This is a genomic window from Paenibacillus mangrovi (genome assembly GCF_022898935.1).
Taxonomy (GTDB): domain Bacteria; phylum Bacillota; class Bacilli; order Paenibacillales; family Paenibacillaceae; genus Paenibacillus_AQ; species Paenibacillus_AQ mangrovi.
The window spans coordinates 918,412-938,811 of record NZ_JALIRP010000001.1 but is presented as its reverse complement, the minus strand read 5'-3'; the positions used below and the strand labels follow the sequence as shown (position 1 = coordinate 938,811).

Genomic DNA, 20,400 nt, shown 5'->3' with positions numbered 1-20,400 from the left:
TAAGCGCATCTGTTCAGATGGACTGCTGTGGTTAGCCGGAGGGGATTTTCCTTATTCCATGATCTCTATATTTTAATTTGGGACAGCACCTGCTTTAATTGATCCATATCTACAATCAGATCCTCCTCACCATCCCATCTCATCCCTTCCCAGGCTACGCCTTCACCTACCAAACAATGATAATCCAAATTACAATGGTTGCTGATTCTATAGTAGCAATCCTTTATCCAGTTAGGCGTGAAAATTTCAACAATAGATGTCCCTGGTTTACAGAAAGTGATATTCGACATTCCTGCGCCGTGGGGCGAAACAACGACTTTGGCATTGTTAAATAGACGGATTTGCTCGTCCATGCTCATTTCTTCTAATGAATAGATTTTGAATCCATGAGCTGTCAACAGATCAATAACGTCTGTTTCATTTAAGATTCTGCGTCGTTTCGCTTTCAATCGGCTGATATAAATGTACTCACTTCCTTGGCCATTGACGTCCAAGCCGCGGTCAAACAAAAAGACCTTCCTTAAGAACTCTGACGCCCATTTTGGATAACCACGCCGCTCGGTGTGTGACATTACGACTACCTGGCCGGCCTTCAAGTTGAATTCCTCATGAGTCTCGATAATTTGTTTTGAATCAATGCCCAGCATCCGTAAAGATTCTTCCTGAAATGGCCTTGGGCCATTAAGATCATCAATATCCCACCAGATTCTGCTTCTCCGGTTAATCACGTATTTATCCACTTTTATACCGCTAAGCTGAAGTAAATGCAGCCTACCCAAAACATCATACAACCAGTGGAAATAATTTTGGCTGTCCGAAAATCCCAGGGAGGCAACCGTTTCCGATGTAAAAGATAACTGATGTGGAGCCCATCTGCTGATAGCCGGGTGAATCCCAAAGTTTAAACCTATGGAGAATTCCATCGACACATCTTCAAGCACAACATTGTCAGGTGTAATCACAGATCCGTTGACGCCCCAGATTCTCCCCGATGGAATAACGGCAACAAAGCAGCTGGGCGAGGTCACTTGGGTGTTATCAAATCGGATATTACCATTAATATCTCGGGCTTCTGGATAAATATCGGTAAAGCCAGGATAAAGCTCTTTGAATACTGGTGCAATCAGGCTTCCCTTTTCAGCGGACTGGCTGATCCAGGCTGGGGTGTTATCATAGCTAATGGGAGCGATTATTCCGTCGGCTTCTTCGCCTACCCAATGTGGCAAAGATGAATGGGAAGAGTTCCTGTTTTCGCTCGGCGGCTTATGATCCGTTATATGCTGAACATCATGAGAATGAACGGGAGGAGCTGAATGATTAACCCTTTCTCTTCTTCGTCTTAATCTCATTTCCCTTATTAATCTCATCTTTCTCCGTCTACGTCGCTGTATTCTCTTTAGTCGCATTATTCTCCGTCTAAGGCGCTTTCTCTTTTGTCGCTTCTTTCGTTCCAGTCTAAGCTTCCTTTGAGTTAGTAAGATAAGCGCTAAAAGGCGAAGACCAGAATCAAGAGATTGCCGGGTTCTTTTTTTTGCATTAGCAGCTCTTTTTCGTTTCAATCGGGCGTTCACCGCTTTTCCTCCTTTGATTGGATAACTTCATATGCGAGAAATGCCAGCCAGGCAAAGCAGCTGTTCCAAACGGTCAAGAGGGAGCATGATGTTCTGTTCGAATAAATGCTGCTGATTGGGTTCGAGATATCCACTTTCCACCATGCTATAGTAGTCCAGCTGTAAATAATTACTCATTTCCCAGTAACATACCGGCGTATAGCCACGTGCGAATAATTCTATAATTTTGGTTCCCGGATGGCAGAAGGCCAGATTAGCTAACCCTGAACCGTGTGGCGCAACGATTACTGAAGCGGAGGAAAAGGTCTCAATCTGCTGTGCAACCGACAGATCCTCCAGCACTACTGTGGTAAATCCGTAATTATCCAGCAGACCTGTGACTTGATCCTCATTCAAAATTTTACGTTTGTCAGATTTGGCGCGACTAATATAAATTCTGTCACAGCCTGTATGCCTAAAATCCTGTTTCTCGTACAATTCCTGTCTTATGAATTGAAAAGGCCAACTGCCGTATTCCAGAAAAGAGTGCATGGAAATCGATGTAACAACCAGTTGCTTTGCCTTCAGATTCATATTGGGATAGGTGAACAGAATCTTATCCGATGGAATGCCAAGCATGGCAAGGGTCTCATCCTGGAATGGGGCTTGGATATTTCGATTCATGACATATTTGTCCACTATGATTCCACTCATGCGAATCAGATGGATACGTGCTAGGACATCGTATAGCCAGTGGAAATAGGTTTCACTGCTGAAAAAGCTAAGGACTGCCAATGTCCCTTGGGTCTCGATTAAAGGCCCCAGAGGTTCTGGTTTGAATACGGGATGCTGATCTTCAGGGAGCAGCTGCAATGATACATCCCATAAAAGGCGGTTATCAGGTGTAATCACAGATCCTTCTTCTCCCAGCACCCGCCCTTCCGGGATCACTGCAACAAAGGCTGACGGCAAGGGTTTGATATTCTCTGTAAACAAAGGGGATTCAAGACCCTTCGAAGCTGTGAAATGGAAGGCCTCGTTCGTATGGAATTCCATAAAGACGGGATCATCTCCACGAAGACGGCTATGCTGGGCCCATTCCGATGTAGTTTTATATAGCCCTTCTGGTCGTTTACTATGCAACTCTACAGTCTGCGTGTTCCTGTGGTTTCTGCTAGTACGGCGGGAATTGGTGCGCCTAAGCTTTCTTTTCCTGATTGGATATCGCAGCCTCTTTTTTCTTGAAATTCTTTTTTTTCGTCGTTTCCGTATCAAATCTCGGTATATCCGAACGGTTATTTTCTTTCGCGATTGACGTTTTTTAATTGAAGTAGCTTTAGGATGCGGATGGATTCGCAGGCGTTGTCTCTTCAACTTTAACACCTCCCTCCAATTCCTTACCCATCATATGCCACGGGTAAGGGAGCAGCATAGTTAAACACCTACTATTCGGTATAATTGGCGTTTGACCATGTCAATTGGCCGGAACAGGACAGGTTCATCATGTGTATTCTGTGTTCAAAAATGAATAAAGGTGGGATGTTCAGATGAGTACGCATTTGGTGATGGAAAGAAGCCATCTTTTGAATTTAGGTAACATTGAGCTTCCTTCGGGTTTTACGCTGCATAACTATCAACAGGACTATGAGAAAGATTGGGAGAATATCATCCAGCAGTCGTTTGGGCAATTTTTCGATTTTTCCATGATGACGGACGACCCCTCCTTCCACCCCAACCGAGTATTATTTGTAATTTCGCCTGAAGGCATTCCAGTATCGACTGCATCGGCATTCTGGCAAGAGACTTGGGGTGATGACGCCGGTTATCTTCATATGGTGGCGACTGATCCCGATTATAGGGGAATGGGGCTTGGCTTCGCTGTGTCTTTGGCTGCGATGCAGCAAATGATTGCAGATAACAGGGCAAGGGCAATCCTGGAGACGGAAGATCATCGGTTATCAGCTATTAAAATATATTTGAAGCTCGGATACGAACCCAAAATAACCGAATGGGAGCATGTGAATCGCTGGCGGGAGCTGCTACATCAGTTGGGTTTCGACAATTTGTTGAATCGCCTTTTTATGTAAATATCATATAAACGAACAACAGCCTTGGTCCGGCTAGATACCAGAGCAAAGCTGTTGTCTGTTATAGCAGTTATGCGCGAAGGATTTGGTGTGTCGTTTCGACGACACGGTCAACATCCTCATCCGTCAATTTGGAGGACAACGGGAGGCTGACTGTTTGTTGTCCGATCCGCAGTGCGTGCGGGTAATCTACTGGTCTCCAGCCAAAAGCATTTTGATAAAAAGGATGTTCGGGCAGACTTAGGTAATGAACGCCCATGCCGATTCCACGAGCATTCATTTGCTCCAGAAATTCATTCCGCGCAAGGCCGCACAAGGTTTTATCGATCAGCAGGGTATACAGATGATACGCATGACGGGTATTGGGCGTTGTTGAAGCTGGAAGGATAACCGGGAGGTCACCCAATTCCTGATTATATCTGTTCCAGATGTGCTGGCGTTTCAACCAGCTTTCTTCCACTCGAGCTAGTTGATGGATGCCCAAAGCCGCTTGAAGGTCTATCATATTATATTTATATCCTGGTGCCAGAACAGAGTAATGCTGGAAGCCTGAATCCGAGAAGCGTTTCCACGCATCCTTGGACAACCCATGCAGTCCCAGCATTTGAATTTTCCTGATATCTTCTTCGCTTCTAGCGAGAACCATTCCGCCTTCTCCGGTGGTGATATTTTTGGTGACATAAAAGCTAAAACAGCCAAAGTCACCAATGGTTCCTGCCTTCTGTCCATGATATTCGCTCTCTACCGCGTGTGCGCAGTCCTCGATTACTTTTAGTCCATGCTTCCGTGAAATGGCTATTATTTCATCCATCTCACAAGGTCTTCCCGCAAAATGTACCGGCAGGATCGCTTTCGTACGTTCTGTTATTTTCTCTTTGATCCGCTCCGGATCAATATTCATGGTACCCGGATCGATATCGGCCAGGACGGGTGTAGCTCCGCAGTGAATGATCGTGTTGATCGTAGCACAAAAGGTCATAGGCGTTGTAATGACTTCATCTCCCGGCCCAATCCCGGCAGTGAGAAGGGAAAGGTGGAGCGCGGCTGTACAGGAATTCAAAGCAGCGGCATGATCCACACCCTTATATTTTTTAAAATCATCCACAAAACTTGCCACCTTGCTGCCAGTTCCGATCCAGCCAGATTCAAGACATCGCATCACTTCCAGCATTTCCTGTTTCCGAATATCAGGAGCACCGAACGTAAGAAACGGCTTATCCTCAATAGACATTGGTGTCACTCGCCTCCAATAAAATGATCCGTATATGTATCAGATTCTGAAGTTGAATATTGGGACACCGTTATTTATACCAGAAGGAAAGTCTATTTTTCAGGTGTGAATACCATAGAAATTTAGAGATTAGGTAAAATACTTATTTCATCCTGTAGAGGTTGGCATATATTGCATATACAAGAAAGCATGATACTGCAAATAAAGGGAGAGAAACGCATGCTTGTTACAACCATAGCGACATGGAATGAGTTCGCGGAAGCTCTGCTTATGGCGGAATCGGTTAAAGAGCATCATCCCAAAGCTTCAGTAATTGTTTGTCTGATAGAGAATTCTCTACCTGAATCTGAAAGATATCCATGGGTCAAGCATTTCGTATTGGCAAGAGATTTGGGGATCCCCGATTTTGATGCCTATATGTCCCGCTTTCAGGGGTTTCAGCATGTGTCTGTGCTCAGGGGATATCTATTCCGTTTTTTGGCGGATGTTTATAGCGGAGAGAATGAATTTATCTATCTAGATGCGCGGATGCTGGTGGTCAGTCCTTTGAAAGAATTCAGGTCGATGATGTCATCATCCACGATTGTGCTGACTCCGCACTTTGTGGAGCCCTTTTCCCGAACAGATTGCTCACGGGAGATTCAAGTGCTGACGGATGGCACTTTCCATATGGGTATGATTGGCATGACAAGAACGCAGGAGCTTGGCCGTCTGTTAAACTGGTGGATTCGGGCAATCCGGGAGTTCGATGGTCAGCATGTATTTGGTGGCAGTCTGCACGATCAGAAATGTTTGAATTTGGTCCCAGGTTATTTCCAGACGGGCATCCTTCGGCATCCCGGTTACAATGTCGGGTTCTGGAATATTCACGAACAGTCTAGATTTATATACTTGAATAGAAAGAGATATACTGCAGGATCAGAACGTCTTCGCTGCTTCAATTTCAATAACGATAACTCCAGTTTGACGAATATGATGGGGGCTCTCTTCCCACATGAAGCGTCCATTCATCAACTGTGGGCAAAGTACTCGAATGCCTTGCAGCAAATGAAGTCCGGTTGATTGGTCGGATTAGAAAGGAAGGTAGCAGAATGATTATCTCGACAGTAACGGCAGCCAACTATCTCCACAGGGCAAAGGTTATGGCCCGCTCAGTCAAGCGGCATATGCCGGACGCTAAAGTTGTGGTCTGTCTTATAGAGAAGGATATGATTCAGGAAGCGATGAATGTGCCATGGTTTGATGAAGTCATTTTAGCGAAGGATCTTGGCATTCCCCATTTTCCGCAGCTTATGCTCAAATATAATGTCCTCGAAGCTATTTGCGCGGTCGTCACTCTTTTTTACTCTTTCTTGTTGAATCGTTTTCCTTCAGAAAAATACTTTATCCATCTGGATTCTGACGTGCAGGTCATGAACCGCTTTGATGACCTGATACGGGCGCTGGATGAGAAGCCAATTGTACTTACGCCTCATTTCACCAACAGTGAGTTTTTAAAATTTGACACGCTCTTCTTCGGTGTCTATAATGCCGGATTCTCGGCCATTCGTCGTTCGGATGAAGCCCATCGATTTGTACAGTGGTGGGGGGAACGAAGCTATGATCTAGGATTTTTTGATCACATCCATTTTGCCAATCAAAAGTGGTTGGATCTTGCACCCGGTTTCTTTGATGTGTATTCTTTTCAGCACCCTGGTTATAATATGGCCTTTTGGAACATCCATGAGCGTAACCTTGTTATTCAGGATGGAGTGTACCTTACCAATGGGCTGCCCCTTTGCTTTTTCCATTATTCAAACTCAGTCTTTCATTATTTTTTTCAGAGCAACCCGGATCCGGGATCGCCGCTCTATCAAATGGTTTCCGGTTATCTGCTCGAATCGATTGAACTGGGCCAGTATGCGTTAAGCAAAACACCATGGAGCTACAATTATTTTGATAATGGAGAAACGGTTGAGTCAATCAGGAACGAGGTGAGGTCAAACCCGGGACTTGCCTTCAGATTGCCGGATCCTTTCAAGGGATCGAGTCACAGCCTGTTTTCAGATGATGTCGTCGCCCTGCAGGCGCTTGTCAACCAGTTATGGGTCGCCGCAGAAAATCAAGGGGTTCTTCCGTTGTGTGCGAACCGGTATTCTATTGGTCCCTGGGAGAATTTCAGGTTGATTTATCTGGATGGCGACAAAATTGCCCTTCAGTCTCTAGCCAATCAGAAATATGTCACTGCAGAACTCGGGGGTGAGGGCGAGCTGATCGCAAATCGTGATCACATCGGTCCCTGGGAGACTTTTCTGCACTTGGACTTTGGTGAAGGCCGGTCTGCCTTTAAATCCATGGCTAACGATAAATTTGTAACGGTAGACCTGGAGGGGCAGTGCTCACTTCTGCCCAGAGCGGCAGATGTCGGGTTAAATCAGTTATTCTATATTTCAAAATTGTAGGCCAAGAAATAACTTCTGGGAGGGTATGTATGGCTATTAAAGTTGCATTGCGTTCGGTGGATGGTCAGTATTACATGTGTGCGGAAGGAGGCGGCGGACGGGAGATTGTGGCCAATCGAAGGAGTGTAGGTCCCTGGGAAACGTTCTGGCTGCATTTTGCTGACCTCTGGAACAATATTGTATACTTAAGAACATTTGATAATCAGCATGTCCTGACTGCGAAATACGGTGGCGGGGATCTGGTAGTGGCTAACCAGAATCAGGTCGGCCCCTGGGAACTGTTTAAGCTTGACAATTTTGCGAATAATCTCATTTCCCTTCAGGCCAGCAATGGACAATATGTATGCTTCGATCAAGGTGGCAACGATCTTGTCATTGCAAATAGAAATAAACGCGGCCCGTGGGAATCCATCTTTATTGAAGTATTATGATTTATCGGGGGTTCAACGGCATCAGTCTACTGAAGCGCAAAAAAACGCCTTACACGTGTTTCGATCCCATATTGAGAGGGATGAAATGTTTGTGTAAGGCTTTTTGGCCTCAATCAGCTTACAGATTTTAATGGTTCCACATCCCGTTTTCTTTTCGATGTCCATTTCATGCGATCCGCATTCAGAAACAAAATGAGTCCGGAAATGGCCAGCAGGCCGCCGATGATCTGAAACCAAGTCATTTGCTCGCCCAGAAGTACAAATGCCAGCAGGCTGGCCCCAACGGGTTCTCCTAAAATGCTCATGGAAATGGTCGTTGCCGAAACGTACTGCAGCAGCCAATTAAACAACAGATGTCCAAAAACCGTCGGGACGACCGCGAGCAGCAGAAATATCCCCCAGTCCTTTCCTGAATACCCCGTAAATGATACGCCGTCGATCAGGTTATACAGCGCGAATACAATGGTAGCCGATAGAAATACAACAAAGCTGTATACATACGACGATACTTGCTTCACCATTTTCTGACCGATGAGCATATGGACGGATACCGCCAATGTACCGAATACGGATAGCAAATCTCCGATCAAATTGGTCCGCGAGACGCCGATATCCCCCCATCCGATCAGAACCGCTCCGATAATCGCGACTCCCATACCGAACATCGCAAAGGCTGACGTGCGTTCTTTATAGATAAAAAATGCGCCGATCACGATAAACACAGGCTCCAGTGCCAGGATAATCGTCGAGCTTGAGACCGTCGTCAGCTTGAGGGATCCCATCCACAACAAAAAATGCAGCGCCAGAAAAAAACCCGAGGCGAACAGCATGAATGTTTTTTTCAGAGACAGCGACTTCAGCTCCGCGAGATGCGGCCGGATAAACGGGAGCATCAGTAGGGCCGTGAAGAATAGCCGGTACATCCCTTGAATCGATGCAGGAGCCGAGGACCATTTTACAAAAATCGATGAAAACGAAACGGCAATGATGCCGATGATTAAAGGAATTGCAGTAGGAATCGAGGCAACTTTTTTCATGATTCTTCCTTTCCGGTACAATACTGACAACAGCTTATTGTAGCACGGTCCAGCTCAGCCCGTCATCCTTCGTTTTTGGTTGTTCGTCAGATAAATTCAAAAGCCATGGATCACAGCGTGGAAATAACGCTGCGTCCATGGCTTTATTTTACGAAACAAAAGTTATCATGCATCACGCCGCGACAGAATTTGTCAAGGAATGCCCTTATCCAAAGTCGAAATCATCGAAATCAGGCCGTTTGCCATCGAATTCTGCGCTCGCCCAGGAAATAAACATCAGTCCTTTGGGTTGTATTCGAATGAAAACTTCACGGGTGCAGGCATTCCATCCATAGAAAGATAGGCATTACAGGTTCCCTTTAGATTGTCGGTAAGCTTGATCGTGAATTGGAATCTTCCCGTTTCCGTGCTTGTCGTCTGGCCTTCGTACCGAACTTTCCCTTTCGAATCGAGCACTTTCAAATTTACTTTGGACTGTATGCCGTTCATTACCAGACCGTCGATCGTCAATTTCTTCGCATTGGTATCCACCACGGCTCTTGTGCCGTCGATCGGTGTTACTGTACCGCCTCCCGCGAGGTTGTATACGCCAAACTCATAGAAGGAATATCCGTAATCCGTATTTCTCTCAATGCCCTGGAATTTAATGTATCTGGCTTTTACAGGTTCAAAATGAACCGTTTCTTTTCCATCACGTGCCGTAATGATTCCGTTATTGTCCTTGATCACGCTGGTCCAGTTCTGCTTGTCGTCGGAAACAAGGAGTTTATAGGTTTTGGCGCGTGCGAATTCCCAGTCGATTCTAACCGTATCGAATTCTTTGGCTTCGCCAAGATCAACCTGGAACCAGCTGTCGTTGACGTAGTTACTGGCCCATCTTGTCGTAGGGAATCCGTCAACTGCTTTTTCCGGTGCTAATTTCGGGCTGGAGCCTTCAACGGAAGAAGCTGTTGCCGCTTTGTTTTCCGCCAGGTTCCCGACAAGGTTATAAACCTCTTCTTTCAGCGCGGCGTACGCCGTATCCAAAATGATATGGTCTGCAGCCAATTGTTCCAGCTTCGCATTGAAGCCTTTTAAGTACTTGTCAAACTGTGCAGCATTCGTTCCTTCAAAACGCTTCATTAGTTCCACATAATTGTTCAGCGAACGAGGTGCTTCGGCTGTCGTGAACTGCTTCTCTTCGGCGAATCGGTTCACGTGAGCTTTCATGGTATCGGCGGTCGCCCCCGCTTTGATGATATAAGAAGTGGTTTTAGACTTGGCAGCAGCTACTGTGATCACTAGCTCATGCTTACCCGGTTTTGCTGTTAGATCAATCGGCGTTCCCGAGGTGTAAGGCTTGCCGTCAAACAAGGCCGTTACCTTCGTCAGTCCGCTTCCGTCATCGTCTTTGAGTTCCCATGTAAATTGAATGGTTTCCGTATCCGGTACGACCGCATCGCTATTTAACGTTTGTCCGTTGATGAATACATCTGCCTCTGGTGGCAGGCTATTATTGATGACGTACGTTCCGTTCAAATATTGGTACAGCCAGTCATACATTAAACGCAAACTTGGATCCTTGCTTACTCCTAAGTTGTAAACGGCATTATTGCCTTGGTAATAAGCTCTAAAGCCCTTTTGCATCAAGCCTGTTTCAACGCCGCTGTTCAAATAATCGATATAACGCTCACGGAATACGTTGTCAGTCAGCATCCGGTCATCAAACTCGACTTCATTCGACATACCGTACTGTTTTGCCAGGTTCGCGGCATCTTCCAGACGGTCATAGCCCATTTCCTCGAAGAAATAGTTCGGCTGGAAAGCGGCTGCATCAAATCCGACATCCTTCCACATAAAGGCTTTGTAAGCTAAAGAGTGAGGAATCCAGAAAAATTTCAGGTTCATAGCATGGACTTTGCCGCTTACGGCTTTAATCAAATCCGGTCCCGAATCGCTTGTACTGATTTGCTCTTCCAGCCAGTACATGCCAACAAGCTCAAGATTGGAATAATTCGCCGCCTGCCATCTTTGCTGGACCTGATCCAGCCACCACTGCACCGCTTTCTCCCTGTTTTCGAGTGCTTTCTCTTTGCCGACGACGGAATCGTTAAAGCTTTCGGATACCCCGTCACCGTCAACATCACCAAAATGATTTAAGTATTCCCCTGGATTCGGAATCATTAACACAACCTTTTCTTTATGATCAGGCTGGTTCAGCTTGGCTCCGACTTCCTTGGTAGCCTCATTCAACTGCTGCATATCCCCCGTGGCTGCAAATGTTTTATTCAAATACCATTTCCAGTCCTCCAGGTTCGTTTGTCCAACGCCGAAATCACGACCGGCAGGTGAAGACAGCCCGAGATATAAAACGCCGTCAAAAAGCCAATCGGTAGGCTCACCATCCTTATTCACATAACTGATGTTAGGGATGATCCGTTCCTTCTTCCAATCACCCAAACCATCTGCATACTGTCCGTTATACAGCAGATTCAGATTCCGGATACCGCCTGTAGCTTCCCCTGGCTCCAAAAAATGAGGCGTCTCGGCAGGAACCTTTACTGCCCCATCGACCTTCCCGTCCGTACCCATAATTTCGATTTCGTCAATGTATTCCCATAGCGATTGATGCATCGTAAAGGTTACTTTAACATAACGGGCATAAGCCAGCTTGCCATCCGTATTCCCGCCTTTAATTCCGTCCCGACTGCCGTCCCATGCAAAGGTCTCCTGTCTAGGCGGTCCTTCCCCCCAGAGCAGCTGGGTGGCGTTATGGGAAAGCAGTCCCCAATTCTCCTTATCGTCGGAGACATACATCGATACCGTCAGCGGCACGAGAATCGAGTTAGTAGGATAATCTTGGAGAAAATGAGCTGTAATCTTTCCGATCGACTTTTCTTCACCCAGATCGAACACGACTTCGCGCGTTTTTCCGTGCAGATGTCCTACCCATGCCGGGTCATTCATATCCAATTTGCCGTAATTTCCATCCGTTAGCTTGTGCCCGTCGTCGGGATGCGACGCCTCCGGCGCTTCGGACCATTCATATGAAAGGCCTGCCGCGAGATTGCGGAATTGCGTCTGGTCTGCATCTCCCGCCTGCGCGATCGTCACGGCCGGAACAAGCGATTTCGCCTGTACCGCAGAAACTGGTGCCATCAGCAAGACTGATGCCATCAGGACGGATCCCCATTTTTTTTGCCATCTCATCAAAGTCAGCTCCTTTTCTGATATTCAAGTACAACTGCTAGTAACCTGTGAAGCAGCGTTATGTTCAGGTTAAACCCTGGTTGCCGATCCCCCCTTTCCGAATTCAAAGCACCCCATATAGCCATTGAAAGCACTTTCATAGTATTACTGTATGTACTTTAGAGCTTCTTTTAAAGAGATAAACATTTACTTTTCGTATTCATTTGTTTACCTATCAAAAAACCCCGTCCACAAAGACGGGGCTTGAATCATATATACGAGATGGATCATCTGATGGCAAGATCACACGTTTCAGTATGACGCATACCGTGTGGCATTGGTCAAGCTGGTCCAAATGTCGGGTGTTTCCGCACCAATATACCAATAAGCAAAACCTGCAACGCCGCGCTTCTCGGCCATCATCGTCTTCAGACTCAGAGACCGGCCGTCTTCCACCCATATCCGGTGCTGGCTGCCTTGGCGGGTATAGCTGAGTACATTCTGTCCTAGATCAGCATCCCAAGTCCGGTTATAATTAACGGATCGTATACGGTGGCCCTGCTGGATCAAGGACAGCTCTTCGGATACCGCACCACCGGGTTTTAAGGTCCAGTCCCGCGTATAAAACGGAAGAGCCAATACGGTCTTCGAAGCCGGGACAACCGACAGCAAACGGTTCAGTGCCGACTCGACCCATGGCAAAGATGATACGGAGCCTGCTACAGGATCACCTGCCCAGTGCTCATCATATCCCATCAGCACCACATAATCCGCATAACGGCCAAGTGCTTCATAATCAAAGGCCTCGGTCCAGTCCGTTCCCAAATCCGGGGATACATCGATGGATGATACGGCTCCCACTCCGTGCAGACTTGTGCTAAGCTCGGAAATAAAGGCCGTTAGGTACAGTCGGTCGTCCGGACTGACATTTTCAAAGTCAACGTTGATGCCGGATAAGCCATAAGTCTTTACATAGCCGGTGAGCTGCTGGACAACCGTTTTTCGCTTCGCTTCGTTTGAAAGAAACTGATGCGTTAAGACCGGGTCAGAGTGATTTCCGAGCATCGCCCATATCTTTTTATGATTTTGCTTGGCCCATACCGATAGACTGGGGTCCGCATAATTGGATAGAGAAGCCTGATTGTTCTCTAGGAAAAACCAACGTGGAACCAGTGTATTGACATTGGTGCCTTTAATTTCCTCCTCAAACTGAGAGGTCGTTAATCCGTTCTGCCAGCCAATCTGGAGTCCAAAATCTGTTGCTTTGTGTATCGCTTTATTCCAGACCTTATCCTGCAGTACTCTGTCCAGCACTGCAGCCGTTTCCGCCCGAGTCATAGGGTCTGTTGGCCTGAATTTGCCATCTGCTCCACCCATAAGTCCGAGCGTTTGCGCCGCAAGAACATAAGGAGCCGCCCATGGTGCAACTTGATCCGCATCCGCGTAAGGGAGTCTGTCGCCACTATCGCTTCCCGGATCGACCTTTAATGCACGTACAATCAGAACGGCCGCTTCCTGTCTCGTGATATGGGCAGCGGGCATAAACTGGGTTTTGCTTTTCCCTTCCACGATTCCAAGCTGGATTGCCGCCTCTACCCAACCGTAATACCAGCTCTTGGGGGAAACGTCGTGGAAGGATGGCATATCCGCATTAACAGGCTGCAGCTTAAACAGCCGGTCCGTCATGGTTACAAACTCAGCGCGTGTGACATACTTGTTTGGCTCGAATTTGCGGTTGCCAGTTCCATCTACTACCCCTTCTTTTACCAAATCCACAATGTTCTTTTCGGCAAAGTTGCCTTTAATATCGTCAAAAGGCAGTGTGGTTGATTGAGCGGCAAGAGATACACTGTTAAATGCTCCAAACATAACTACTGACGCCATACATATATTTATAACTTTATGAAATTTTTTCAAGGTGAAGCCTCGCTTTTTTATATAAGATAGAAGAATAACTAATATAATCGCTTCTTCTATCCTATCAAAAAGGCTCGCTTTGGTAGACGTCCAAATCATGGAAAGCAGCATATATTCACAGAATCGGAGGGGAATGGATCTGATTATCAGTAAAAACAAAAACATTTATTTACAGCATTTACGTACGGAGCACGCTCAGGCCTTGCTTGATCTCAGACTGCGCAATCATGATTACCTGCAGCCTTTCGAACCGATCCGCGATCCTTCGTATTTTACGGTGGAAATTCAAGAGAAGGATATACTGTCTGGTCTTGGCGACATCGGCGAGGCATCATCCCAATTATTTGGCATCTTTCTGTCTGTTACGGATGAACTGATCGGCAGAGTCGCATTAACCGGTATTGCGCGCGGACCGTTTCAAAACGCAAATCTCGGTTATTTTATTGCTCAGGAACAGCAGGGTAAAGGTTACATGACGGAGGCTGTCAAACTCGCTGCCCGTTACGCCTTTAACGAGCTCGGGCTCCACCGCATTCAGGCGGGCGTGATGCCTCGAAATACGCCATCGCAGCGGGTGATTGAAAAGGTAGGTTTCCGGTGCGAGGGACTCGCCAAGCGGTATTTGCGCATCAATGGAGTTTGGGAGGATCACCAGCTGTTTGCTGTAACAAGCGAAGAATGGGAAAAGTGATTGAAGACAAGCAAAAACCGGCCCGTTATGGACCGGTTTTTGCTTCTTTAGAATCATTTTGCCATCTCATATAGATGCTTAACCATATGGTAATATACATGGCCGTTAATCATGATTTCCTTATCCACTTCATATCCGAGATGAAGATACAAAGAATAGGCTCTGCTGTTATCCGTAACAACGACCATTGCAATTTTCTCATAACCGAGTTCCTTGGCTCTTTCTTCGGCCTTATGAATCAGCTTGGTGGCAATCCCCTGTCCGCTGAATGCCGGAGAAACCGATAAGGTATCGATATAGTACTCGTCTTCGTCCGACTCTTTATCGAGCCTAAGATCGGGGTCATTTTTCATCTTACGTAGACGCTCCAAAATGGGTTGATCCAATTCTCCGATTTGATCACCGCCGTAGACGATAATAATGCCTGCGACTACGCCTTCCACTTCTTTTACAATCGCCTGATGGTAAGAAAGACGTCCTTCTTCTGCGGCAAAATACTCTTCGAGCACCCGAACCGCATCTTGCTCGCTTTCTTCCCCTGTCAGCTGATGGGCGACATCATGCAGTGCATCATACAGCAGTCTTGCTGCTTGTTCTGCATCTTCACGTACTGCTGGTCTGATTGTCATGTTGTTTCTCCTCCAATGCTCTTACTTATGTCTATCCCTTTATTATAGTCCACCTTTGGAAGAGGAACAAATTTCATGTATCCTAGCCAGCGCTTCATCAGCGTTAATCATTTCCTTTTCACTCTCTGCCATTCGGTTCAGCCACTCGACCTTTCGCTCGGAAGCCGCTTTCCCCACTATTATTCGCAGTGGAGCTCCAATTAAATCGGCATCCTTGAATTTTACTCCGGGACGTTCATCGCGATCATCCAGCAGAACGTCCATGCCAGCTTGCTGGAGTGTTCGATAAAGCTCCTCCGCCAATCCGGCCTGAGCCTCATCCTTGATGGATACCGGAATGATATGAACCTGAAAAGGCGATAGCGGAAGCGGCCAGCGAATCCCGGCTTCAGATTGATACTGTTCTGCTACCGCCGACATCAGCCGCGAGACACCAATTCCGTAGCAGCCCATAATCATAAGCTCTTCTTTGCCTTCCATATTGGTAAACGTCGCACCGAGCGACTTGCTGTACTTGGTCCCGAGCTTGAAGACATGCCCAACCTCGATGCCGCGGCTGAACACCAAGTTGTCACCGCAATGCGGGCAGCAATCACCGGTAGTAGCATTCCGGTAATCGCCTGTTGCCACAGGATCATAATCCCGGCCCTTCTTCAAGTGGCGAACATGATAGTCCTTACGATTCGCTCCAGCAATGCCGTCCGCAACCGCTGCAGCCGCCAGATCCAGGTAAACGGGAATATCCAGACCAGTTGGACCTGCAAAACCATGGGGCGCACCCGTCAGTTCTTCTACTTTATTCAGTTCAGCCAGCTCTACACTCGAGGCTCCTAGCGCGTTTTTCAGCTTAAACTCATTCACCTCATGATCTCCGCGGACCACGACGGCAACCGGCTGATCATCCACCATATATATCATGGTCTTCAGGAAAGACTCTGGCTTCTCACCCAAGAAGACGTTTAACTCTTCAATCGTTCTCGTGTCCGGCGTATAGATTTCCTCCATTTCCGGGATTGTCTCTTCCAGTAGCGTCACACCTTCTTGCTGGCGAAAAACCGCCTTTTCCAGATTCGCAGCATACTGACAGGACGGGCAAGATACGATCGTATCCTCCCCGATCTCGGCAAGCGCCATAAATTCAAGCGTTTCGCCTTCGCCGCCGATCGAACCTGCCTCAGCCTCGACCGCCTTAAAGTGGAGGCCGCATCTTGCAAAGATCCGGTGGTATGCCTGGACCATGAATTGATAGGATTCATCCAGTCCACTCCAATCCGTATCAAACGAGTAAGCATCCTTCATCAGGAATTCCCTGCCTCGCAGAAGGCCAAAGCGAGGTCTTCGTTCATCGCGGAATTTGGTCTGGATCTGGTATAAACGCAGCGGCAGCTTGCGGTAGGTGTTCACTTCCGCCGCCACCAGCGAAGTGATGACCTCTTCATGCGTCGGTCCAAGTACGAAGCCACGACCATGGCGGTCATCAAGCCGGATCAGCTCCGGTCCGTATTCACTGTATCTTCCGGACTTCTCCCACAGCTCCGACGGCTGCATCGCAGGCATCAGCAGTTCATCGAAGCCGGAAGCCTCCATTTCTTCCCGGATCACACGCTCCAGCTTATGCAGTACGCGGGTTCCGAGCGGTAAATAGCTGTATATTCCCGCGGCCAGCTGCCGGATATAACCTCCTCTAAGCAGCAGCTGATGGCTGAGAGCCTCGGCCTCCGCAGGAGCTTCCCGAAGCGTGGGAAGCAGCATATGCTTTTGTCTCATGACGATCATCTCCTTGTATCGGTTCGGTTTTATAAGAATGCAAAAAAACACATCCGTCCGGTCAGGGACGAATGCGTTCGTGGTACCACCCTTTATTTAATAGCTCCGTCTGCTCTTAATTGGCAGCTCAAAGCCATCCTCATGGCAACATAACGGGGTTTACCCGGCCTGGAATACGAAGAACCTGCAGATTCTCTCCTCCGGCAGCTCACAAGATAGGAAAATTCATGACGCGTGCGAAACCTTTCAGCCGGGGGTTTCTTCTCTTTGCACAGCGTGCTTCATGAACTATTGGTCTTGATCACAGCTTTTAAACTTTGTATTACCAACCTAGGTTGTTTTCCATACATTACAGGATAGTGAAGAATAATGTCAAGGATAAACCTGCTTAGGAACGTCTGAAATACATTGATTTGACGTCTTCTGTTAAAGGCTGCAGCTTCCCGTCAGCGATGAAATATACGACATCACACAGCTCTTCTATATCTTCAAAGTGGTGACTTGTCAGTAGGATCGTCCGGTCCGCCGCCTGAAGCGATTTGATGATGTCCTTAATATCCCCGTAGGTTTTATAATCCAGTGCGTTGAACGGCTCATCCAGAATCAGAATATCCTGATTTTCCATCATCGCCTGCGCGATACCGAGCTTTTGCTTCATGCCGAGAGAGTAATCCTTCACTTTCGTTTTATTATCGGGATTTAATCCAACCATTTGCATGGTGTGCCTGATTTGAGCATCTGATATTTTCCGATTGATGGCTGCCAGATATTGAAGATTTTTAAAGCCACTGTAGATCTCGATAAAACCGGGCGAGTTAATGAATACCCCCACATTTTCCGGAAAATCGAGTTTTCCCCCTAACGCGTCCCCCCGAATTTTCACCGTTCCTTCATCCGGGCGGATAAAACCGCATATTACTTTGAACAATACGGATTTGCCGCTGCCATTTCCTCCGACGATACCAACGGTCTGCCCTTGAGGAATCTGCAAATGAACGTTCTGTAATACAGGTTGTCCTGAAAATGCCTTACTCACATTGCTTACTTCGATGATATAAATCATGGATATACCTCCTATTGAAAGAATCTTGGGTATGAACGACGAACCAGAAACAGCAGCAAGATAAGGCCCATGACGAGAACTGTAAAAACCTGAATCAGGGAGGAAACGGTCTGACCTTCAAGAAGCAGAAGCCTCGAAACGGTTACCAAGCCTGCCGGATTATAAGCCAGTGCCGGACCAGCTATTAGATTTAAGGCATGGGCACCCATCACCAGTAAATATGCAGCCGTGATATTTTTCAGCCACAGGAACAGTAGAAATAAAGCCAAAAACAGCAAGCTGAACTCCATCATTTTTAGCAGAGCAAATACCGGCCACATCCCGGCCCCCATCGTATCCGGCACAGGCAGAGTTCCGGCAGTCCAGGATTTGTTCATCAATAAACTCCACATGATAAGAAACCCGAACGTCAAAGCCGTATATACCGCATGAATCCCGATGCCGTTCAAAATGACGGCCGCAGGCCACTTCTTCTTATGTTTGATCCGAATAAAAACAGACAGATGATCCTCCGAGCTCCATTTTTCCATAAACAAAGCCAACACATACAGAGGTGTTCCGTAAAAAATCAGCTGCTGCAAAAAGGTTAACAGATGAAAGGTACCTAGCTCCTGACCGTAAAAAAAGCGAAGCATGTAGTCCTGCACGGACTCTTCTCCTCCGATGATCGCCATCCATAAGGTCAGACCACCTGTCACCATAACGAGCCAGAGAAAATTCCTCCTCGTCCACAAAGCATGCGCGTAATAAAAGAGCAGCCCTTTTGGACTCCATTTCCAAGACCGTGAAAACGGACAATACCATGCATACCGGATCCATAGCCATTGAACCAGCAAAAGTACGACCATCCCTGCGATAGACCACCAGACACCATTAGGAACCGTAAAATTGTGATGGAGAATAACATAACGGTTCAATGTAATAAAGGGCAAAGCGCCAAGCGCAGGTATTTTGATGCTTAGGGCCATAATTCCGTAAGCTGCCAGGACGACTCCCGTCACAATCCGGTGGCCGAAAAAATGATAGATCGTCAAGATGGACATACATAGAAAGGCCAAGCCCACCATCATATACAGGCAGCTGCAAACCGCAGCTAGAACCGGTGTGCCAAATACAGCCTCCAGATGAGTAAACAGCGGTTCTTCGTTAGATACTAGAAATGCATTGTCCAGCGGCAGGCCGATTCCCGTGATCATGACAACGAGAACCTGCAGCAGGACAAACAGGATAGCAAAGATCGAACCAGCCAAATATTTGGTGTAGAAATATCGTACAAACTTCCGAGAACGAACGAGCAGAAATGGCGTATCTTCCTCCAGCGTTCTGAACACCGAAAAAATGAAAATCGGCGTCATAGCGTAGATCAATAGATAATGGTCTGTCAACATGCGCAAAACAAACATCTCGTAGGATTCCGTAGTCCCCTGCCGTTCCACGGCAGAGAATAACATAGAAATGACAGCCAGCAGGGCTAAGGGCATTCCGACATATTTTCGTATATTGTGTTTCAAGATGGCCGGCATGCGTTACCTCCTATATGGCGTAGACTAATTCTTTCGATTTAAACTTCATATACGTGATGTACACGATCATGGTCGTGATGGCCAGCAAAGGGCCGAATAAGAAGGTCGCCAGACTCACCGCCTCAACAGAGATGTTGGTCGGCTCGAAAGCCGTAACCAGGCGTAAGTGCTCGGCATGCAGTATCGACAGAATGAAGTTTTCCAGAATCGTATAAACGAACGGTCCCGTGAGAATGACGAACAGATTCAAGCTGTACAGGCTGAATACAAATCCCATCGTTGCCATGATGACACAGATCAGGCCCTTCCAGATACTGAACAGCAGTCCATAAATCAGAGGGAATTCCGTAAACAGCTCCCCTGCAAAATGGGTTTCCAGTAAACTCGGTCCGGGTTCTCCCGTCAGGGGTGAAACCAGGGTATAGGTCACATCAATCGGCGGAACGACATAGAGAGCCGTAATCACTCCTGCAAAAGAAATGATGAACATCATCAGAAACGCACTGCCTCCAACAACCATCCACTTGGAGAGCAGGTATTGTTTTTTGCCCACTCTAGGCAGTGTATATTTCAGAAAGCCGCTTTTGCGTTCAAAGTACATCAGCCAACAAGTGGGCAGCACGGCAATCAGCGGAAAAATAAAATTAATGAACTCAAATCCCACTTCCCATACCTCAAGCTGACTCTCCAAAGCATAGCTCTTGTATAGGGTGCTGCATAAAAAAACCGACAGCAATATCCCGACACCAGTCATCAGCAAAACCGGAAAGCGTAACTTTCGCCATTCCAGCATGATTAATTTACTCACCGTATTTCATTCCTTTCCTTCGATCTCTGTGTCCACTATAACGAACGGGTTTATCCA

General features: G+C 47.0%; 16 protein-coding genes. 5 read left to right on the top strand and 11 right to left on the bottom strand.

The genetic code is table 11. The annotated features are described in order from the left end of the window. Positions 1-65 precede the first annotated feature (65 nt). Positions 66-1,571 (bottom strand): glycosyltransferase family 61 protein, encoded by a 1,506-nt coding sequence (locus MUG84_RS27435; RefSeq protein WP_244720631.1) that lies wholly within the window; start codon positions 1,569-1,571, stop codon positions 66-68. Positions 1,572-1,598: 27 nt separating this feature from the next. Next, complete coding sequence (locus tag MUG84_RS04260) at positions 1,599-2,606, bottom strand: glycosyltransferase family 61 protein (protein ID WP_244720628.1); 1,008 nt, start codon at positions 2,604-2,606, stop codon at positions 1,599-1,601. A gap of 491 nt (positions 2,607-3,097) precedes the next feature. On the opposite strand from MUG84_RS04260, the gene MUG84_RS04255 reads away from it, so the two are divergent. Beyond that, positions 3,098-3,637 (top strand): GNAT family N-acetyltransferase, encoded by a 540-nt coding sequence (locus tag MUG84_RS04255; protein ID WP_244720625.1) that lies wholly within the window; start codon positions 3,098-3,100, stop codon positions 3,635-3,637. Between the two features lie 70 nt (positions 3,638-3,707). Here the strand turns inward: MUG84_RS04255 and MUG84_RS04250 are convergent, their stop codons facing one another. Next, a complete protein-coding gene (locus MUG84_RS04250; protein WP_244720622.1) occupies positions 3,708-4,868 on the bottom strand; it encodes a DegT/DnrJ/EryC1/StrS family aminotransferase in 1,161 nt (386 codons plus the stop codon). 219 nt (positions 4,869-5,087) lie between these two features. Here MUG84_RS04250 and MUG84_RS04245 point away from each other — a divergent pair, with 219 nt between their 5' ends. From MUG84_RS04245 to MUG84_RS04235, 3 genes are read left to right on the top strand one after another with little or no spacing between them, the layout of a single operon-like run. Then, positions 5,088-5,930 carry a hypothetical protein gene (locus MUG84_RS04245; protein ID WP_244720619.1) on the top strand — a complete coding sequence of 281 codons (843 nt, stop codon included), beginning with the start codon at positions 5,088-5,090 and terminating at the stop codon, positions 5,928-5,930. A 29-nt stretch (positions 5,931-5,959) separates the two neighbouring features. After that, positions 5,960-7,309, top strand: a complete 1,350-nt coding sequence (locus tag MUG84_RS04240; RefSeq protein ID WP_244720616.1) for a fascin domain-containing protein — start codon at positions 5,960-5,962, stop codon at positions 7,307-7,309. A 29-nt stretch (positions 7,310-7,338) separates the two neighbouring features. Then, positions 7,339-7,740, top strand: coding sequence for a fascin domain-containing protein (locus tag MUG84_RS04235; RefSeq protein ID WP_244720614.1), 402 nt, complete (start codon positions 7,339-7,341; stop codon positions 7,738-7,740). Between the two features lie 113 nt (positions 7,741-7,853). Here the strand turns inward: MUG84_RS04235 and MUG84_RS04230 are convergent, their stop codons facing one another. The 3 genes from MUG84_RS04230 to MUG84_RS04220 all read right to left on the bottom strand — a co-directional run bounded on the left by MUG84_RS04230 (position 7,854) and on the right by MUG84_RS04220 (position 13,814). After that, positions 7,854-8,777 (bottom strand): DMT family transporter, encoded by a 924-nt coding sequence (locus MUG84_RS04230; RefSeq protein WP_244720612.1) that lies wholly within the window; start codon positions 8,775-8,777, stop codon positions 7,854-7,856. A gap of 276 nt (positions 8,778-9,053) precedes the next feature. Beyond that, positions 9,054-11,966, bottom strand: coding sequence for a DUF4855 domain-containing protein (locus MUG84_RS04225; RefSeq protein WP_244720609.1), 2,913 nt, complete (start codon positions 11,964-11,966; stop codon positions 9,054-9,056). A 291-nt stretch (positions 11,967-12,257) separates the two neighbouring features. Then, entirely contained in the window at positions 12,258-13,814 is a 1,557-nt protein-coding gene (locus tag MUG84_RS04220) for an S-layer homology domain-containing protein (RefSeq protein ID WP_244720605.1), read from the bottom strand. A 181-nt stretch (positions 13,815-13,995) separates the two neighbouring features. Here MUG84_RS04220 and MUG84_RS04215 point away from each other — a divergent pair, with 181 nt between their 5' ends. Beyond that, positions 13,996-14,553 carry a GNAT family N-acetyltransferase gene (locus MUG84_RS04215; protein WP_244720589.1) on the top strand — a complete coding sequence of 186 codons (558 nt, stop codon included), beginning with the start codon at positions 13,996-13,998 and terminating at the stop codon, positions 14,551-14,553. Positions 14,554-14,606: 53 nt separating this feature from the next. Here the strand turns inward: MUG84_RS04215 and MUG84_RS04210 are convergent, their stop codons facing one another. The 5 genes from MUG84_RS04210 to MUG84_RS04190 all read right to left on the bottom strand — a co-directional run bounded on the left by MUG84_RS04210 (position 14,607) and on the right by MUG84_RS04190 (position 20,343). Next, complete coding sequence (locus MUG84_RS04210) at positions 14,607-15,182, bottom strand: GNAT family N-acetyltransferase (RefSeq protein ID WP_244720587.1); 576 nt, start codon at positions 15,180-15,182, stop codon at positions 14,607-14,609. Positions 15,183-15,224: 42 nt separating this feature from the next. Then, positions 15,225-16,949 carry a proline--tRNA ligase gene (locus MUG84_RS04205; protein WP_244720584.1) on the bottom strand — a complete coding sequence of 575 codons (1,725 nt, stop codon included), beginning with the start codon at positions 16,947-16,949 and terminating at the stop codon, positions 15,225-15,227. Positions 16,950-17,337: 388 nt separating this feature from the next. Next, positions 17,338-18,012, bottom strand: a complete 675-nt coding sequence (locus MUG84_RS04200; RefSeq protein WP_244720581.1) for an ABC transporter ATP-binding protein — start codon at positions 18,010-18,012, stop codon at positions 17,338-17,340. Positions 18,013-18,023: 11 nt separating this feature from the next. Further along, on the bottom strand, positions 18,024-19,535 hold the full coding sequence (locus MUG84_RS04195; protein ID WP_244720578.1) for a hypothetical protein: 1,512 nt from the start codon (positions 19,533-19,535) through the stop codon (positions 18,024-18,026). Between the two features lie 10 nt (positions 19,536-19,545). Beyond that, positions 19,546-20,343: a hypothetical protein gene (locus tag MUG84_RS04190; protein ID WP_244720575.1), complete on the bottom strand. Its 798-nt coding sequence runs from the start codon at positions 20,341-20,343 to the stop codon at positions 19,546-19,548. Positions 20,344-20,400 lie beyond the last annotated feature (57 nt).

Bases quoted from the DNA above. Each gene is read 5' to 3' on its own strand.
- MUG84_RS04225 (WP_244720609.1), bottom strand. From the start codon at position 11,966: ATGAGATGGCAAAAAAAATGGGGATCCGTCCTGATGGCATCAGTCTTG.
- MUG84_RS04260 (WP_244720628.1), bottom strand. From the start codon at position 2,606: ATGGAATTCCATACGAACGAGGCCTTCCATTTCACAGCTTCGAAGGGT.
- MUG84_RS04210 (WP_244720587.1), bottom strand. From the start codon at position 15,182: ATGACAATCAGACCAGCAGTACGTGAAGATGCAGAACAAGCAGCAAGA.
- MUG84_RS04255 (WP_244720625.1), top strand. From the start codon at position 3,098: ATGAGTACGCATTTGGTGATGGAAAGAAGCCATCTTTTGAATTTAGGT.
- MUG84_RS04200 (WP_244720581.1), bottom strand. From the start codon at position 18,012: ATGATTTATATCATCGAAGTAAGCAATGTGAGTAAGGCATTTTCAGGA.
- MUG84_RS04240 (WP_244720616.1), top strand. From the start codon at position 5,960: ATGATTATCTCGACAGTAACGGCAGCCAACTATCTCCACAGGGCAAAG.
- MUG84_RS04235 (WP_244720614.1), top strand. From the start codon at position 7,339: ATGGCTATTAAAGTTGCATTGCGTTCGGTGGATGGTCAGTATTACATG.
- MUG84_RS04195 (WP_244720578.1), bottom strand. From the start codon at position 19,535: ATGCCGGCCATCTTGAAACACAATATACGAAAATATGTCGGAATGCCC.
- MUG84_RS04230 (WP_244720612.1), bottom strand. From the start codon at position 8,777: ATGAAAAAAGTTGCCTCGATTCCTACTGCAATTCCTTTAATCATCGGC.
- MUG84_RS04220 (WP_244720605.1), bottom strand. From the start codon at position 13,814: ATGTTTGGAGCATTTAACAGTGTATCTCTTGCCGCTCAATCAACCACA.
- MUG84_RS04215 (WP_244720589.1), top strand. From the start codon at position 13,996: ATGGATCTGATTATCAGTAAAAACAAAAACATTTATTTACAGCATTTA.
- MUG84_RS04205 (WP_244720584.1), bottom strand. From the start codon at position 16,949: ATGAGACAAAAGCATATGCTGCTTCCCACGCTTCGGGAAGCTCCTGCG.
- MUG84_RS04250 (WP_244720622.1), bottom strand. From the start codon at position 4,868: ATGTCTATTGAGGATAAGCCGTTTCTTACGTTCGGTGCTCCTGATATT.
- MUG84_RS04245 (WP_244720619.1), top strand. From the start codon at position 5,088: ATGCTTGTTACAACCATAGCGACATGGAATGAGTTCGCGGAAGCTCTG.